Genomic DNA, 15,313 nt, shown 5'->3' on the forward strand with positions numbered 1-15,313 from the left:
TTAAAGTAGAACGTTGTAGGTTCAATGAGGTGATAGCATGTACGGTCATCCAATGGAGCCCGCACTCACGGGTCTTGGAACCCTTGCCCTCTTCGGGTTCCTCTTCGCACTCTTTATAGCTGGACTAATCCTGGCATTCAGCGCGAAGCTCGTCGGCATAAGGGACGCGTCCATAGTCGGCGCAATGGTCGCGATAGTCGGAGGAGGAATCCTCGGCGCGATAGTGGGAGGAATAGTGGCTCTGGTGTTCTCAATCGCGGGCCCGATGGGAGTAGCGCTTGGCTGGCTCGCCTTCATGATTACGTACATCTGGGTCATCAAAGTGGTGTTCCACACCGACTGGCTCAGGGCGTTCCTGGCGTGGCTGATAGCGATAGTGGTGGAGATACTCATAGCCGGGATACTCAGCATCGCGGGGATAGCCACCCTTGGAATGCTCCATCCCTGAGTGGAAAAAGATAAATAGAACCTCCGCGAAGGATGAGCGATGCCGGGCTTTTTCCAGCCAGTTGAGGAAATCAGCGGGGTAAAACCCTTTGAAGGATTCCCGGTTGAATTCAGCCGGGGTTCACTGTCGGCCCTCGTTTCGACGGACGAGTTAGCCGGCTCGCTGTTCGTCCACACCCTCCTCAGCGAGGCCCTCAAAGCTGGAAAAGCCTACCACGTCGGGCCGAAGAGGGTCTTTTCCCCATCAATCCTGAGGACACTCGAAGTTGAGCCCTCAAACCTTCTATCGGCCAGCGTTTACAGCGCCGATGAGCTCGTCCAAGCCCTCGATTACGTTGAAGACGACTCAACGGTCCTCGTTTCACAGTTCCCCACGCTAAAAGGTGTCTCCAGGGAAACACTTCTGGAACTGAGAAGGAGGGCCGACGAGGGTTCGCTCACACTCGTCCTCCACCACGAAACCCTTACTTTCAACGAGCTCGACCTTCCAGGAGAATTTGCCCGGCTCTTCCTCCTACCGGAGCTCTTCGATTCTCTCATCGTCCTGAGAACCAGCTCCTACCGCGGGCACTACAAGCTGAACGCCACCGTCCTCAAGGCCCCGCCAGAGCAGATAGCGACCCTTGGAGACCACTCGATTCCCGTTGATTCGCTCGTCAGGACGCTCACCGGTAGATGACAACGTGCCCGAAACCAAGGGCAAAGCGGAGGTACAGGAGGGACGCGAAGCAAACCAGCAGGATTGCAAGGGCCAGATAGTCCCTTCCCTTCATCGAAATGTCCCGGTAAAAGGTTCTCTTCTTGCTCGCCCCGAAGGCCCTGCTCTCAAGGGCTATGCTGAGCTCATGGGCCGTTTTGAGCGAGGCCACGATGAGGGGAATCAGGATTGGAATCGTCTTCCGAATTCTCTCCAGGAGGTTTCCCCTGTCGAGCTCGAGACCGCGACTCCTCTGGGCGTCCATTATCGTGCCCGCAATGCCGTAGAGCGTCGGAATGTAGCGGAGCGCTATCGTCAAAGTTAGGCCAAGCTCGTAGGGAAGGCCAAGCCTGACGAAGCCGAGTATCAGCTCCCTCTGCCTCGTCGTCATCAGGAGCTGGAATGTCACCAGCCCAAAACCGAGCAGGCGGAGCGAGAACGAAATGCCGAGCAGAAGGCCCGTAAGCCTCGGTTTGTAAACGAGTGGCCAGATTAGAACCGTTAGAACGACGATGAAGAGGAGGGGTTTGAGGAGTCTCAACTGCTCGCCTATTCCAAGCTTTCCGAACAGTCTGCCCGAGAGAAGGATGAGCAGGAATAGGGGGATGAGAACCTTCGGGTCGTTGAAGAGCATCAGCGAGGTTATTCCGATGAGCATGCCGATTATCTTGACTCGTGGGTCGAGCGAGTGCAGGAGCGAGCCCCTTTCGACGTAAAACTGATAAATCAATGCCTAACCCTCCCCGCAAGCTCCTCAACGCTCCTCACGAAGCCGGCTCCAAGCTTCTCAGCGAGGACGAGCAGTTCGGGCATCTCAAGCCCGTGGCGCTCAAGGTCGAGGCTGAAGAACTCCTCAACCGGGCCGTCGAAGGTCTTCTTCCCATCCTTAAGGAGAAGGACGCGCTCGGCGAGCTCGAGCACCAAATCCATGTCGTGGGTTATGAGCAGAATTCCATGGCCATCCTCGCGGAGCGATTTAATCGTCTCGACAACGCTCCTCTCGGCCTTCCAGTCGAGTCCCGTCGTCGGCTCGTCAAGGATTAGGTACTTCGGCCTCATCGCGAGCACACAGGCTATAGCCAACCTCTGCTTCTCCCCACCGCTCAGGGAGTAGGGCGTTCTCTCCTCGAATCCCTCAAGGCCAACCGCTCCGAGGGCCCAGCGAACCCGCTCCTCGACTTCCGAATCATCCAGCCCGAGGTTCTTCGGCCCAAAGGCGACCTCCTTGAATACGGTCTCCTCGAAGAACATGTGCTCGGGGTTCTGGAAGACGTAGCCGACCTTTCTGCTCAGCTCCGCTACCGTGTGCTCCCTCGTGTCCATCCCGTCAACGAGAACCCTTCCCCTGGTCGGCTTGAGAAGGCCGTTGAGGTGCTTGGCCAGCGTCGTCTTCCCGCTACCGTTTGGGCCAACTAACGCGAGGATTTCCTCCCCAAAGGCCAGGTTTATTCCCCTGAGGACTTCCCGTCCGTTGTAGGCGAAGTGAAGGTTCTCTACCCGTATCATCCCACACCTACGGGAGCGTTAAGGCTTTTAAAGATAAGCCCCATCCCGTCAACATGAACGCGAGGGAAGTCGCTCTGGCCGGACTGTTCGTGGCATTGACCGCTGTAAGCGCCCAGATTCAAATTCCCCTCGGGCCCGTTCCCTTCACGCTTCAGGTCTTCGCCGTCATCATCTCAGGCCTCTTACTCGGTTCGAGGCTCGGCTTTATAAGCCAGGCCCTCTACATCCTGGCTGGCGCCGTCGGCCTTCCGGTCTTTGCGGGCTTTACAGGTGGTTTCGCGCACCTCTACGGCCCAACCGGCGGTTATCTACTCGCCTTTCCCCTCGCCTCGTTCATAGCGGGTCTCTTCGCCGAGCGCTCAGAGAGGGTGGAAGTGTGGCTCCTCGGGTCAATCCTCGGAATCGGCATAATTTACCTCCTCGGCTGGTTCAGGCTGGGCCTCTACCTGAACGGTGACTTCGGAAAGGCCCTCGCCGTTGGAGTGCTCCCGTTCGTCCCCTTCGACATGGCGAAGGCAATCCTGGCCGTTGGAGTTGCAAAGGCCGTTAAAAGGGCTCTCCCCTGGCTTTGAGCTCTTCAATCGTTTTCTCCGCAAAGGCGACGTCAAGGGAGTTCCTGACGCGAAAGAAGCTGAGCGTAACCTTGGGGTTTCTCTTCGCCAGCTCTTCTATTGAGACCGGCTCGTAGTCAAGGAACTCGGTAACCCTTGAAAAGCTCCTGTAACCCTCGGCGAGCGCCGATTCTATTGCATCCCTCAGCGCGTCCGGCTCGTAGACTGCGTGAAATACCTCCGCGCTTCCGTCGTTCCAGACGGGGATTAGCGCCTCAGGCTCGTTCTCGTAGAAGAGGCCGACGAGGTAGTTCACGAGGAAGGGCATTATAAGGGGCATGTTGCCCTCGACCAGGAAGAAGGGCTTGTCGGGGAGGGCCTTGAGGAGCGCCTCCATCTTGCTTCTCGCGGTCACGGGAAAGGGGTTTGAAACGTGGAGCGAGTAAGTCTTCAGCTTGTCCTTTCTGACTATTGTGAGCGTTTCGTTGATTCTCTTGGCGGTTAAGAGCCTCCTCTCCGTGAGCCTGACGACGGGCTCCCCATTCACAGGTAGAGTGTAGTTCTCCCACCTCTTCTCCGGAAACGCCAGTATAACGCCGAGCATGGTGCGAACTAAAGGGCCCGGTTTAAAAATCTCCCGGCCCGAAAGTTTTATATACCCCGGGTTACTAAAAAACCACGGCAAGAACGCGGAGGTGATGGGAAATGGCCGAGATGATAATACCCTATCCACAGCTCCAGAAGATTCTGGAGAGGACCTGTGAGCTCGCGGTCATCAAGCCGAGGGCCGAGGAGATGATGGACATCGTTGAGAAGAAGCTCAGCGACCTCTTCGAGGTTGCCTACGAGAACGCCAAGGCCGAGCGCTCAAGCACGATAAAGATGCGCCACATACCGATTACCAAGGGCTTCAAGAACAGCCTGAACCTCTTCAGGGCGGTCATCGAGGACGAGAAGGTCCAGATTGAGCCCATCAGGAAGTACGTCCTCAAGAAGATACCCGGCGACATCCCGCTCGAGGAAGAGGTTGTCAACGAGCTTCCGATTATCGCGGGAACCCTCTTCGTGCTCATCGGAAGGGTAATCAAGGCTCTCCACCCGGAGATTAAGAACGTCTACCCGGAGCACATCGAGGAGGCCAAGAAGGTTCTGGACTACACGCTCTGATGCCTTTCTTCTACTTTAAAGTTACTTTTCTTTACGCTTCTAAGAGGAAACGCTTATAAGCGCTGGGCCGTATTCTGAGCGGTGGTTGGGTGAAGAGGGGCATCGTTGCGCTCATCGTTTCACTCCTCCTGTTCCTTCCGCTCGTCACAGGTGCAACTATGAAATGTCCTTCTAGAGCTCCGGCCGATAAAGTCGTTTGCAGGTTAGAGGGTAACGGGACGGGAAAACTCTACCTGAAGAGCGTTGATGGGATTCCTCCTAGGGGATACTTAATCACGATAAGGGACTCGAAGGGATACAAGCACTCTATCAACGATGAGTGGGATACCTTCGAACTCCCCGCCAACATTAGTTTCAGTATAAGGTGGATTCTGAGTGGAATAAAAGACCACTACTTTGACTTCGTTCCCGACTGGGTTCTCTTCAACAAGAAGCACACGTTTATGTTCGTTTTCATTGGGGAAAATGGAACTCAAAAGACGTTTGATGTACGGGTTTATGTTGAGGGGAAGCCGAACTGGGCCGAACTGGAGGACAATTTGATTATTTCTCTCATAGCGTCATTTCTCACAGGTTTTGTGGCTCTAGGTTTACTGCTTCTTGCAACTTGGGGCGGAAAACGTAAGAATAAATCTTTGACATATAAGTTTGCGGTTCTGTCTGGGTTGTTGCTTATTTTGCTCATGGCAGAGTTCTACTTCCTCGGTCCCAATACTTTCGGATTGCTATACTACTATTTCGGAACTGGTAAAAGCCTTTACGGGGATATCGTTTTTGGACTCTCAATCTGGGTTGTTTTAATTCTCGTTACAATCCTTCTCTGGGGCTATTACATCATTCCCCTTCAGTTATCCTCTGTCGCTTACAATAAATCCCTCTCGAAACTCAAACATCAAAGAACGTATCCACTGTTTGGACTAAGCTGGGCACTGTTCCCGTTCCTTTTCATTTATCCACTTTCCAAACTTGAAACATTGCTTCTAATTGTTGGGTTTTTCATTCTTGCCACCAGACCAGCCCTAAGTAAAGTCCGCTTGGAGTTGGTTCTTCTTGTAAACCTCGCCATTGCGGGCTTCCTCATGCTCAAATACCGCCCGGATTTTGCGTTCGTGGCATTTCTGATCGTCCTCCTCTTCGTGATGTACTTTATTCAGAAAAAGTGCTTCAAGCGCTTCACGGCGGAAAAAGAACGCCTGATTGCGGAAATTGAAGAGAAGGTCGCAAAAATTGAGGGGGCAGGAAGATGAGAAAGCTCGCCGTCCTGCTCATTGTCCTGTCATTGGTACTTCCTCACGTTTCAGCCACCGAGCTGACCTGCCAGAAAACCCTTCCTCCCACCCCCAGCGACATGTACTGCAACCTGACCGGGCAGGGAAACCTAAGCGTGAGGGTGGTTGCATTTGACAATATTTCCGTTATGGATAGATACTACAGCTATGGTCACTGGGTAAAAGTGCCAGGAAAGAACATCCTGGGTATAAAATCGATTTCCAGTCCAATTTTCCTTGGGCCCAATTCAACCGCTGAGTTTCGGATTGATATGGGGGGTATTATAAGCACGGCCTCTTCGAGGATAGGTCTCGATAGCTCATATAATTGGATTTTCAACGGGAAAGAGAACTACATAACCTTTGAAATCGTCCACTCGAACGGGACGGTTGAGAAGAAGACCATTGAAGTCTTCATTGAAGGAGGACCGAAGTCCCCTCTCGAGCTTGACAGGTACACGCGGATTCTCATAATCTTTCTTGCCCTCTACCTGGCAATAGTGGCAGTTTGGGAAATACGGCGCTCCAAGAAAAAACGAAAAGAGAAATCGGAATACAACCCATCGAGACTGACATACATGGGAGTAACGCTCGGTATGGTTGGTCCCCTCCTCAGCGTTTCGCCGTGGTTGCTCTACTACCTTGGAACTCCAACCGGTTATTACGGGGACTTCCGCCTGTATCTCTCCACGATTCCGTTAATAACCCTCACACTGTACTTCCTCGCGGACTTTTGGAAGTTCAAGAGAGAGGGAAGAGCTTATGTTTTCAAAAATCCGCCGGTGACGGGCGTTGAATGGATTACCCTCACACTGCTGGCGTTCAACCCCTGGTACTTCCCCGTGGTCATCGGTGCTTTCTTCCTGCTATTCGTCCTCAACCTTAAGGAAAGGCTCAACAGGTTAATGCGCCTAGCAGGTTTAATCTCGCCCCTCTGGGCGTTCTACCTCGCTAAGACGTTCGGTGGGGACGCGGTTTTCAAGTACTCGCTCATTGCCCTGGCCGTCCTTCACGTCGCACTGATTAACTGGGTCGTGATGAACATTCCTAAAAAACCGAAGAGAAGTCCCGGGGTAGAGTAGGTCCCCCATACGTTCGAAAGGGCATGGAGGTAAGGGGCATGAAAAAAGTATTCACAGCAATAGCTCTGTTACTCCTTTTTAGCCTGATTCCTTTAGTTAATGCAGTTCACGTTGAGTGCTCTAAGACAGCAGAATACAATGAAAACTTTGGAGTTTGGGTGTTAAAATGCAACGTTGGTGAAGCCCCCCGTTATCCTGATTATTATGCCAAAGTTGGATTAAAAACGACAGGAATTGAACCAATTCGGAGAGGATTGTTTGGAATATGGATTTCTGAGGCGGATTTGGTTAATTTTACACCTACTGTTTTACCCGACGTTGCTTTCGCTCAAATGAACGTCCCGGTTACAATTTATATTATCACATACGACTCCAATGGAACGCCGGTAATCATTGCAACGAAAAGTACCGAGGCGAAACTAAAAATGCCTGTAAAGGGCTATGTCCTCTCTTTGATATGGGGCCTCTTAGGGTTGTTTCTTCTGTTCATAGCAGGCTACACTAAATGGGACAGCGGAAAGGGCCTCGTTGGAGACCTATTGTCGACATACTTCATTTTTAGAGGGGCTTTCGTGCCTTCCCTCTCAGCTCTTCTGATGATACCCTTCGCGACGTTTTCAATGATGTCAAACGGAAGAAACGAGACGTCCGCCCTCGTTCTTTCTGGTCTCTCTGCCCTTCTGCTGTTCGAGAGTGCGTACGCCTACGGAATCGCAAAGTCGAAGTATCCAAAGATATCCTTCTACACCGGCCTCGGCTGGCTTGCAGGCCTTCCGCTCGCGTTTAGCTTCCACTGGAGCGACTACTTTTACCCGTTTACACTTCCCCTCCTGCTGGCCGTTCCTCTGATGATAATCCTTTGGAGGTATGCCGAACTGCCGTACTCAAAGTGCCGTCGGGTTCTCTTGTTCTTCAGAACTTACTCCACACCGCTAAGCATCGGCGTTGCGCTCGTTCTCGCGCTCCAGTACACAACCGAGGAAACGACTTCGCTGTTTTCGGTGTTCATCGTTTCACTGTTTATCTACGCGCTCACCTCAAAGCTCGCCTTTGAAAAGCTGGAATGGGCGAAAAGAAAGTTCGACGAGGACATTGAGAGAATCAAAAAGAGGTGTTAGAGCATGGCCACTCCTGAAATCATTAAAACTTTAGAGCACGTTGCAGTTGCATTTTTCAACGGACTTTTTAAGACGATAGTTGAAAACCTGATATGGATAATTGCAATCACATTCTTTTTGATTGTAAGCTGGGCCCTCGAAACGTCGAGGCTTGTGATGGGTAAAGCACCAGAGCCAAGAAATAATAAAGAGCCGGTGGGAACTCTCGATTTGGTACTGGTAATGTTGTTCCTGCCGGGTCTCATATACTCCCTCATCTGGTATCCTCTTTCATGGGTTGCCGGCCCCGGTGTCGTTGAGGGGCATATCCCGGAAATTCTCACGCTCTCCGTTATGGTGGCCATGATAATGTTTGAGAGGGCGGAGGCAAAAAATGAAAAGTACGTCTCAACAGGACTGGAGTGGATTCCACTATCGGCCATAGGATACCCAGACGAACTGAGCTACCTCCTTCTGGGATTTCCCCTCGTTGTGTTCTTAGGACGATTCGACAGACCGAGAAATGCCCTGAGAAAAGTTTCGCCTGTTGTCTCAGCCCTGTGGTTGGGTCTCGGTTTCGTAATGGGAGCCTTCCCACCAACGACCATTCTCTGGCTCGGACCGGCGTGTTTGGTCCTGTGCGCAACGGTTGCCGGCAGGGACATTCCATTCTTCTTGAGAAGTGATAAGGGGTGGGCGGCATGAAGAAAGGAAACTGGTGGAAGCTTATTGTAACGCTAATCGTCATAATGGTAGCAGTCCCATCTGCTAAACCTGTGTTTGGAGCGGATATTGTATGTTCTCAAATGATAAACGCAACCCACCCCGTCTTAGAATGCACAATCTCGGGAAGTCCAATGGAGAATGTTAAGGTTAAATTAAAGTCCTTCAACGGTGTTCCAGTTCACGTCAAACTCTCAGGAACAAAACTTGTAAATGGCCAGGAAGTTCAAGTTAACCCCGAAAAAGAATTCGTAGAAGTGCCCTTTAGTATCTCGCTGGGTTTAAACTCCTCCATAGAGCAGTTCATGGAATATCTCCATCTTAATTCAAGCAATAAGTGGATTCTCTACAACAAGGTTAGCACGCTGACCTTTGAGCTCAGCTATCCGAACGGAACGGCCAAAGAAACACAGGTTGGAGTTTATATTTCCGGGAAGGTGCCCTCTCCCCTCAGCGACAAGGAAACGAGAGATTTTTTACTTCATTTAGCTTTTCCATACATTCTGCTGTTGCTCATAGTTCTTGCGTATCAGGCCTACAGGTTTATTCGATGGAATCCCCTTGAAAGCGGGGAGCGTGAGGAAAAGGAAGACGAGGAAATACCGAAGCTTGGGAAGTTGAGAACGTCCTTTGCGTTTTCTGGTCTTATAGGAGCTGGTTTTGGACTTTTCCTGCTCCCATGGGCACTGTACCTTTTTGCAACCCCACCAAAGATGGTGAGCGATGTCGTTCTCTACATCCCAATCACGGCTATGCTTGGTCTTATCATTGAATGGAGGGCATTTACAAGCGTAGTCGAGAAGAGTGGCAGGGTTTATCTGCTCAGGACTCCACCTGTTACGGGAATCGAATGGATACCTCTTGCGCTCATTTCATTCAGGGGCTGGATTGTCCTCGCTGGATTTTTTGGGTATCTCGCCACCTTTGCACTCAGCATGAACAGAAAGCTCAGCAGGCAACTCATTAAGGTAGCCGTGATAATATCTCCCATCACTGCTCTGCTTCTTATCGTCTGCTTTACAGGAGATTTCACCTTCATCGCCGGAATTCTCCTGCTCTCATACCTCTATCCATACCTGATTAAGTCAAAATCAGAAACTGCTCCCAGTTTAGAAGAGGTTCAGCCCGTCTTCAGAAGTCCCGAAGTCCAAGAAATACTTGAGACCTTTGAGAAAGTGCTGAGGGAAAGAAAAGATTAGCCCCTCAACCACCTCTCCATCCACCCTACGATAAGTTCAAGCCTCTTAACCCTGTGCTTCGGCTTTCCGCTCCTGCTCAGGTCGTGGTTCTCGCCAGGGAAGAGGGCGAGCTCAACGGTCTTGCCGAGGTATTTCAGAGCGGTGTAGAACTGCAACGCTTCCGGAAGCCAGCAACGGTAGTCCTCCATCGAATGGATTATCAGGAGAGGAGTTTCCACGTTCGGCGCGTACTTAAGCGGGCTCTTCTCCCAGTAGCCGTCGGTGTTGCTCCAGGGGTCGCCACCTATCTGGTCTGGAGCAAAGAAGTAGCCGATGTCCGTTGTGCCGAAGAAGCTCACCCAGTTCGAAATCGAGCGCTGGGTTACGGCAGACTTGAAGCGCTTGGTGTGGCCGACTATCCAGTTGGTCATGAAACCCCCGTAGGAACCGCCGGTAACTCCAAGCCTCTCCCCGTCAATGAAGTCGAATCTCCTTAGGGCCTCGTCAACGACCTCCATGAGGTCCTTATAATCCCGCTCCCCGTAGTGGCCCCTTATATCGGCGAACTCCTCACCGTAGCCGTCGCTACCGCGCGGGTTGGAGAATATCACGACGAAGCCTTTAGCCGTCAAAACGTGGAACTCGTGCATGAAGGCGTAGCCGTAAGCCGTCTTCGGCCCGCCGTGGATTTCGAGAACGGCCGGGTACTTCTTTCCCGGCTCAAAACCAACGGGCTTCATAATCCAGGCGTCTATCTCAACGCCGTCGCTGGCCTTAACCGTGAAGTGCTCCGGTCTGGAGAGATTATATTCCCTAATCCAGCCGTTGAAGTCGGTGACCCTCTTCTCATTGCCGTCGCGGAGGACGTAGAGTTCCAGTGGAGTGACCGCGTCCTGGGCGGTGAAAGCTATGTAGTCGCCGATTGCGAAGCTCTCGACGCTCCTGTCACCGCCGATGACGCGCTCTATCTTCCCCTCAAGGTTCACCCTGAAGAGGTTCGCCCTCGGGCCGTCGGTTGCAACGTAGTAGACCCAGCCGTCCCTGAAGACCAGCTCGGCCCTCTGTGCTCCACGAACGTCGCTGTTGAGGGAGTTGTAGGCCGAGCGGTCGAGCTTAGCGGTTAGCTTCCTCAGCTCGCCCGTCTCGGGGTTGTAGTGGTAGATGTGCGTGTTCGTCGGAATGCCCCTCTCCCTCGTGTTGGCCTTGAGGATAAACGTCCCGTCGTCGAGCGGAATGAAATCGCTCACGCCCCACTCTCCGGGAGTTAGCTTTTTCGCTTTCCTGCCTTCAAGGACGTAGAGGTCGCTCACCATCGGCTTCCTCTCGCGGTCTTCTTGAGCTATAAAGTAGAGCTTTCCATCGTGGAAGCGAACCTGCGAGACGTCGAGGTTCTTAGGGGTTACGCGCCTCTTCCTTCCGCTCTCGACGTCAACGAGGTAAACGACGCTCCTCTTCCCGTAGACCCAGCCGACGCCGTTGAACCAGAAGGGAATCTCTTTGATAAGGTGAACGTCATCCTTGGGCTTTTTCTCGACGTCTATCGGCGTTATAACGGCTATGCTCTTACCGTCCTCGGTGAAGCGGAGGTTTTTGATGCCGTACTTGAACTTCGCTAAAAGCCTCGCCTCACCGCCGTCGGTTGGGATGACGTAGAGCTCGGACTCTTTGCTCTCCCTATCGCGCTTGGAGGTGAAGGCTATCAGCTTCCCGTCTGGCGAAAATCTCGGGTTTGAGTCCTTCCTTCCCGAGGTGAAGGGTTTAACCTTCCTGCCGTCGTAGAGGTAAAGCCTTGAGAAGTAGTCGTCCTTCTCGACGCTTATCTCGGTAACCTGGAAGACGACCTTCCGCCTGAAGGCATCGAGGTTGCCGACGAGCTTGAACTTTCCGAGGTCCTTCTCGGTCAGACCTTTCATAGAAACCACCGGGGTAAGTCGGTGTTTTTCGTATAAAAGCTTAGCGTTTCGATGGATATCGAGACATCTCGAAAGCTCCGAAGGTTTTTAAATTCCCCTTCTCCCCTTTAGCGGGGGGAAGCCATGACCGTGAAGGTCAGATTTGACAAAGAAGTGAGAGACTACGCGAAGGGCGAGAAGGTTAAGGACTCAATCTTAAAGCTCACCGAGACCGCTTTAGCCCAGGCCCTCGAGAACTTCCACAGGAGAATGATTGTAATCGAGGGCGACACGCTGAGGAAGGCCGAGCTGGCCGGAATACTCGCGGGGGCCTCTGCGAGGGTTTTGAGCGGGGTTCTCGACGAGCTGATGAAGAAGCGCCTCCGCGACGAGAGCGAGGATAAAATAGAGGTTCTCTACGCCACCGACGCGCTCGGCGAGGAGACCTTCGGCAGGAAGCGCTACGAGGCATTCAGGAAGCATTTCGACGTTTTAGCAGGCTCAAACGTCGAGGTAAAAGCCGTTACCTTCAAGCACACCCGTGACATCCTTGGAAGAACCTACGATTTGCTCATCCTTGACATGAGCTACGACTACTCGCCGAACGACCTCGGAAGGATTATCGAGACCGTTCGCGGTGGGGGGCTGATTTTCATTCTCGCCCACCCCTTCGAGAAGTGGAAGAACATGTGGACGGGCTTCCACAAGAGCCTCGTAACGCCACCCTACACCATAGACGACGTCAAGAAGCGGTTCAACAGAAGACTCATCAGGAAGTTCACGGAGCACGAGGGCATCTACATCATCACCGAGAACGGAAAGGCCAAGAAGAAGCCGAAGAGGAGCAAGAGCCAGGCGAGGATTAAGGCCAGAAAGGGCGTCCCCATTCCCGAGGAGACCCTCTTCCCGAAGGAGCTCTACGAGATGGCCCTGACCGAGGGGCAGGTTGAGGTTTTGAAGGCCTTCGAGGAACTGGTCGAGGGCGGAATGCTCGTTCTGACGGCAGATAGGGGAAGGGGCAAGAGCGTTTCCGTTGGAATCGGCGCGATAGGTCTAGCCTTAGCTCTAAAGAAGAGGACAAGGATTGTTGTCACAGCCCCCGAGCTTGAGAACGTTCAGGCCCTCTTCCGCTTCGCCAAGCGCGCCCTTGAGAGGCTCGGCTTCAAGCCCTACGTCGTTGAAGAGCGCGGACTGATAAAGGAGCTCTACGCGAGGAAAATCGGCCTGCGCTATTATCCGCCGGCCGAGGGCTACAGGAAGAGCGCCGACCTCTACATTCTGGATGAAGCGGCCGGAATCCACGTTCCGATACTCCACAAGTACCTCAACAAGGAGCGCGTCGTTTACTCCTCAACGATTCACGGCTACGAGGGGGCAGGAAGGGGCTTCTCGGTGAAGTTCCTCAAGAGGGCGAGGGAGAAGAGGGAGTTTAAGGAGCTTCACATGGACGAGCCGATTCGCTACGCGGAAAACGACCCGATTGAGCGGTGGCTCTTCGACGTTCTCCTGCTCGATGCTGAGCCCGTGGAGCTCACCGATGAGGACTTCGAACTGATTGAGAAGAAGGAGGTCTATCTGGAAGAGCCAGATTTGGACGACTGGTTCGAGAACGACAGGCCCGATTTGAGGCACTTCGTCGGAATATACATTCTCGCCCACTACCGCAACAGGCCGAGCGACGTGGCTTTACTCGCTGACGCGCCCCACCACGAGGCTAGGGTTTTAAGGCTCAAGAACGGCAAGATAGTGACGGCAATACAGATTGCCAAGGAAGGCGGGATTCCGAAGAAGGTAATAGACAAGATGGCCAAGGGGTACAAGCCTCGCGGAAACATAATCCCGGACATGATGGTCAAGCACCACTATCTCAAGGAGTTCGCGAAGCTGAAGGGCTACCGCATAGTGAGGATTGCAACCCACCCGGACGCGATGGACAGAGGCTTGGGAAGCAAGGCCTTAGAACTCCTCGAAAAGGAAGCGAGGGAAAAGGGCCTCGACTGGATAGGCTCTGGCTTTGGAGCCAGTGAAGAGCTCGTCCGCTTCTGGGTCAGGAACGGCTTCGCGGTAGTTCACCTCAGCCCCGCGAGAAACCCGGTCAGCGGTGAGTTTACCGCCATAGTCCTCAAGCCGATAAGCGAGAGGGCCAAGAAGCTCATCAAGAAGGCCAACGACGAGTTCAGGATAAGGCTTACCGAGTGGCTCGGAGACACGCACAGGGAGCTTGAGCCCGAGATAGCGCGCTGGCTCTTCGAGACGCCCTTCGGTGAGGCCGTTGACTACCCGGTTCACCTCACGGAGATTCAGAAGAAGAGGCTTGATGCGTTCACGGGCAAGGTCCTGACCTACGATACCGTGGTAGATGCTGTGAAGCCGATAGTGAAGCTCTACTTCCTCGATGGCTGGATGAAGCCGTACCTCGACGAGAGGCAGATAAAGCTCCTCATCTACCGCGTTCTCCAGGCCCACAGCTGGGAAGAGACTGCGAAGCTGATAGACAGAACCGAGACCTTCACAATGATTGAGGTGCGCGACATAATAAGGGGCCTCTGGTACTACTACAAGAGGCTCCTCTGACGAACATTTTTTATATCATTGGCCCGTAAAAGGCCGTGTTAGTTTCAGTGATTTCAACGGTGACACCTATGCCAGGCGGAAGCTGGGAAAAGATAATATCGATGACGAAGGACGGAATAAAGAGCATTGGGATGATTAAACAGAAGTCCAAGCGCGGAAAGAAAATAGCCCTTCTCATTGATGGGCCGAACATCCTGAGGAAGGAGTTCGGGATAAAGCTCGAAGACATCGTTGACGTTCTCGAAAGCATCGGAGACATCCGCGTTGCGAAGGTTATCCTCAACCAGTACGCTCCCCAGGGGCTCATAGAAGCCGTCTCCAACCAGGGGTTCGAGGCGGTTGTCGTTTCCGGCGAGACCGGTGTCAAGCTTGCCGTTGAGGCCATGCGCGAGATTTACAACCCTAACATAGATGTAATAGCCCTCGCGACGCGGAACGCGGAGTTCCTGCCCGTCATACTCAAGGCCAAGGAGAAGGGGAAAGAAACGGTGGTCATCGGCGTCGAGCCCGGCTTCTCGGTTGCCCTCAAGCACGCGGCGGATTATACCATAATCCTTGAGCCCAAGAGAGAGGGGAGGGAAGAGGAGTGAAGGAAACGCTCATCAAGGTTCTTAAGCGCGAGAAAGAACCGGAAGAGGAGATAAGCGGTAAGAGTATCGGGCTCATAATAGACGGGCCGAACATCCTGAGGAAGGAGTTCGGGATAAAGCTCGAAGACATCGTCGAGGCCCTTGAAAGGCTTGGAAGGATAAGGGTGGCGAAGGTTGTCCTAAACCAGTACGCCCCCCAGGGGCTCATAGAAGCCGTCGTCAACCAGGGGCTTGAGCCCGTGATAGTTGCTGGAGACACAGACGTTAGGATAGCGATAGAGGCTATGGAACTCATCTACAACTCCGACGTTGACGTTATAGCGCTGGCCACGAGGGACGCGGATTTTCTGCCCATAATTCAGGAGGCCAAGAGGAAGGGAAAGGAAACCATAGTTATAGGCACCGAGCCCGGCTTTTCTGTGGCCCTTCAGAACGCTGCCGATTACGTCATCAAGATGGTTAGCAAGGTAGAGGACTGAAGTGGCCAGAGTTGGGAGGCAAACCTTTTTTAATCCCCCGATTATCGGGTTATGAAACAGAA

The 15,313-nt window shown here is 53.0% G+C and carries 16 protein-coding genes; 12 read left to right on the forward strand and 4 right to left on the reverse strand.

Annotated elements, in window-relative coordinates:
• The first annotated feature begins 37 nt into the window (after positions 1-37).
• Together E3E28_RS10255 and E3E28_RS10260 are read left to right on the forward strand one after the other, a co-directional pair.
• Positions 38-448, forward strand: coding sequence for a hypothetical protein (locus E3E28_RS10255; protein ID WP_240921671.1), 411 nt, complete (start codon positions 38-40; stop codon positions 446-448).
• Between the two features lie 39 nt (positions 449-487).
• A complete protein-coding gene (locus E3E28_RS10260) occupies positions 488-1,126 on the forward strand; it encodes a hypothetical protein (protein ID WP_167914996.1) in 639 nt (212 codons plus the stop codon).
• Here the strand turns inward: E3E28_RS10260 and E3E28_RS10265 are convergent.
• Positions 1,113-1,874: an energy-coupling factor transporter transmembrane protein EcfT gene (locus E3E28_RS10265; protein WP_167914997.1), complete on the reverse strand. Its 762-nt coding sequence runs from the start codon at positions 1,872-1,874 to the stop codon at positions 1,113-1,115. The genes E3E28_RS10260 and E3E28_RS10265 overlap by 14 nt on opposite strands.
• On the reverse strand, positions 1,871-2,650 hold the full coding sequence (locus tag E3E28_RS10270) for an energy-coupling factor ABC transporter ATP-binding protein (RefSeq protein ID WP_167914998.1): 780 nt from the start codon (positions 2,648-2,650) through the stop codon (positions 1,871-1,873). The genes E3E28_RS10265 and E3E28_RS10270 overlap by 4 nt, the downstream gene beginning before the upstream one ends.
• 53 nt (positions 2,651-2,703) lie before the next feature.
• Between E3E28_RS10270 and E3E28_RS10275 the strand changes: the two genes are divergently transcribed.
• Complete coding sequence (locus tag E3E28_RS10275) at positions 2,704-3,222, forward strand: biotin transporter BioY (RefSeq protein WP_167914999.1); 519 nt, start codon at positions 2,704-2,706, stop codon at positions 3,220-3,222.
• Here the strand turns inward: E3E28_RS10275 and E3E28_RS10280 are convergent.
• Positions 3,197-3,805, reverse strand: a complete 609-nt coding sequence (locus E3E28_RS10280) for a molybdenum cofactor guanylyltransferase (protein ID WP_167915000.1) — start codon at positions 3,803-3,805, stop codon at positions 3,197-3,199. The two genes, E3E28_RS10275 and E3E28_RS10280, sit on opposite strands and share 26 nt — an antisense overlap.
• 101 nt (positions 3,806-3,906) lie before the next feature.
• On the opposite strand from E3E28_RS10280, the gene E3E28_RS10285 reads away from it, so the two are divergent.
• The 6 genes from E3E28_RS10285 to E3E28_RS10310 all read left to right on the forward strand — a co-directional run bounded on the left by E3E28_RS10285 (position 3,907) and on the right by E3E28_RS10310 (position 9,737).
• On the forward strand, positions 3,907-4,368 hold the full coding sequence (locus tag E3E28_RS10285; RefSeq protein ID WP_167915001.1) for a DUF1931 family protein: 462 nt from the start codon (positions 3,907-3,909) through the stop codon (positions 4,366-4,368).
• 89 nt (positions 4,369-4,457) lie between these two features.
• On the forward strand, positions 4,458-5,615 hold the full coding sequence (locus E3E28_RS10290) for a hypothetical protein (RefSeq protein WP_167915002.1): 1,158 nt from the start codon (positions 4,458-4,460) through the stop codon (positions 5,613-5,615).
• Positions 5,612-6,718 carry a hypothetical protein gene (locus E3E28_RS10295; RefSeq protein WP_167915003.1) on the forward strand — a complete coding sequence of 369 codons (1,107 nt, stop codon included), beginning with the start codon at positions 5,612-5,614 and terminating at the stop codon, positions 6,716-6,718. The genes E3E28_RS10290 and E3E28_RS10295 overlap by 4 nt, the downstream gene beginning before the upstream one ends.
• Before the next feature lie 572 nt (positions 6,719-7,290).
• The gene (locus E3E28_RS10300; protein ID WP_167915004.1) at positions 7,291-7,836 is read left to right on the forward strand and encodes a hypothetical protein; all 546 of its coding nucleotides are present in this window, start codon (positions 7,291-7,293) and stop codon (positions 7,834-7,836) included.
• A 3-nt stretch (positions 7,837-7,839) separates the two neighbouring features.
• Positions 7,840-8,520 carry a hypothetical protein gene (locus E3E28_RS10305; protein WP_167915005.1) on the forward strand — a complete coding sequence of 227 codons (681 nt, stop codon included), beginning with the start codon at positions 7,840-7,842 and terminating at the stop codon, positions 8,518-8,520.
• Complete coding sequence (locus E3E28_RS10310) at positions 8,517-9,737, forward strand: hypothetical protein (protein ID WP_167915006.1); 1,221 nt, start codon at positions 8,517-8,519, stop codon at positions 9,735-9,737. The genes E3E28_RS10305 and E3E28_RS10310 overlap by 4 nt, the downstream gene beginning before the upstream one ends.
• Here E3E28_RS10310 and E3E28_RS10315 read toward each other — a convergent pair.
• Positions 9,734-11,629, reverse strand: coding sequence for a S9 family peptidase (locus E3E28_RS10315; RefSeq protein ID WP_167915430.1), 1,896 nt, complete (start codon positions 11,627-11,629; stop codon positions 9,734-9,736). The genes E3E28_RS10310 and E3E28_RS10315 overlap by 4 nt on opposite strands.
• 123 nt (positions 11,630-11,752) lie before the next feature.
• Between E3E28_RS10315 and E3E28_RS10320 the strand changes: the two genes are divergently transcribed.
• The 3 genes from E3E28_RS10320 to E3E28_RS10330 all read left to right on the forward strand — a co-directional run bounded on the left by E3E28_RS10320 (position 11,753) and on the right by E3E28_RS10330 (position 15,251).
• Positions 11,753-14,182: a tRNA(Met) cytidine acetyltransferase TmcA gene (locus E3E28_RS10320; RefSeq protein WP_167915007.1), complete on the forward strand. Its 2,430-nt coding sequence runs from the start codon at positions 11,753-11,755 to the stop codon at positions 14,180-14,182.
• A gap of 68 nt (positions 14,183-14,250) precedes the next feature.
• A complete protein-coding gene (locus tag E3E28_RS10325; RefSeq protein ID WP_167915008.1) occupies positions 14,251-14,772 on the forward strand; it encodes a TIGR00288 family NYN domain-containing protein in 522 nt (173 codons plus the stop codon).
• Positions 14,769-15,251 carry a TIGR00288 family NYN domain-containing protein gene (locus tag E3E28_RS10330; RefSeq protein ID WP_167915009.1) on the forward strand — a complete coding sequence of 161 codons (483 nt, stop codon included), beginning with the start codon at positions 14,769-14,771 and terminating at the stop codon, positions 15,249-15,251. Before E3E28_RS10325 ends, E3E28_RS10330 begins: the two co-directional genes overlap by 4 nt.
• Positions 15,252-15,313: the final 62 nt, after the last annotated feature.

The organism is Thermococcus sp. 21S9, from assembly GCF_012027635.1.
Lineage (GTDB): Archaea > Methanobacteriota_B > Thermococci > Thermococcales > Thermococcaceae > Thermococcus.

What these genes read in the sequence shown, in the direction of transcription:
- E3E28_RS10325 (WP_167915008.1), top strand. Translation starts at nt 14,251, where the DNA reads ATGCCAGGCGGAAGCTGGGAAAAGATAATATCGATGACGAAGGACGGA.
- E3E28_RS10270 (WP_167914998.1), bottom strand. Translation starts at nt 2,650, where the DNA reads ATGATACGGGTAGAGAACCTTCACTTCGCCTACAACGGACGGGAAGTC.
- E3E28_RS10275 (WP_167914999.1), top strand. Translation starts at nt 2,704, where the DNA reads ATGAACGCGAGGGAAGTCGCTCTGGCCGGACTGTTCGTGGCATTGACC.
- E3E28_RS10320 (WP_167915007.1), top strand. Translation starts at nt 11,753, where the DNA reads ATGACCGTGAAGGTCAGATTTGACAAAGAAGTGAGAGACTACGCGAAG.
- E3E28_RS10295 (WP_167915003.1), top strand. Translation starts at nt 5,612, where the DNA reads ATGAGAAAGCTCGCCGTCCTGCTCATTGTCCTGTCATTGGTACTTCCT.
- E3E28_RS10260 (WP_167914996.1), top strand. Translation starts at nt 488, where the DNA reads ATGCCGGGCTTTTTCCAGCCAGTTGAGGAAATCAGCGGGGTAAAACCC.
- E3E28_RS10310 (WP_167915006.1), top strand. Translation starts at nt 8,517, where the DNA reads ATGAAGAAAGGAAACTGGTGGAAGCTTATTGTAACGCTAATCGTCATA.
- E3E28_RS10315 (WP_167915430.1), bottom strand. Translation starts at nt 11,629, where the DNA reads ATGAAAGGTCTGACCGAGAAGGACCTCGGAAAGTTCAAGCTCGTCGGC.
- E3E28_RS10255 (WP_240921671.1), top strand. Translation starts at nt 38, where the DNA reads ATGTACGGTCATCCAATGGAGCCCGCACTCACGGGTCTTGGAACCCTT.
- E3E28_RS10280 (WP_167915000.1), bottom strand. Translation starts at nt 3,805, where the DNA reads ATGCTCGGCGTTATACTGGCGTTTCCGGAGAAGAGGTGGGAGAACTAC.
- E3E28_RS10305 (WP_167915005.1), top strand. Translation starts at nt 7,840, where the DNA reads ATGGCCACTCCTGAAATCATTAAAACTTTAGAGCACGTTGCAGTTGCA.
- E3E28_RS10285 (WP_167915001.1), top strand. Translation starts at nt 3,907, where the DNA reads ATGGCCGAGATGATAATACCCTATCCACAGCTCCAGAAGATTCTGGAG.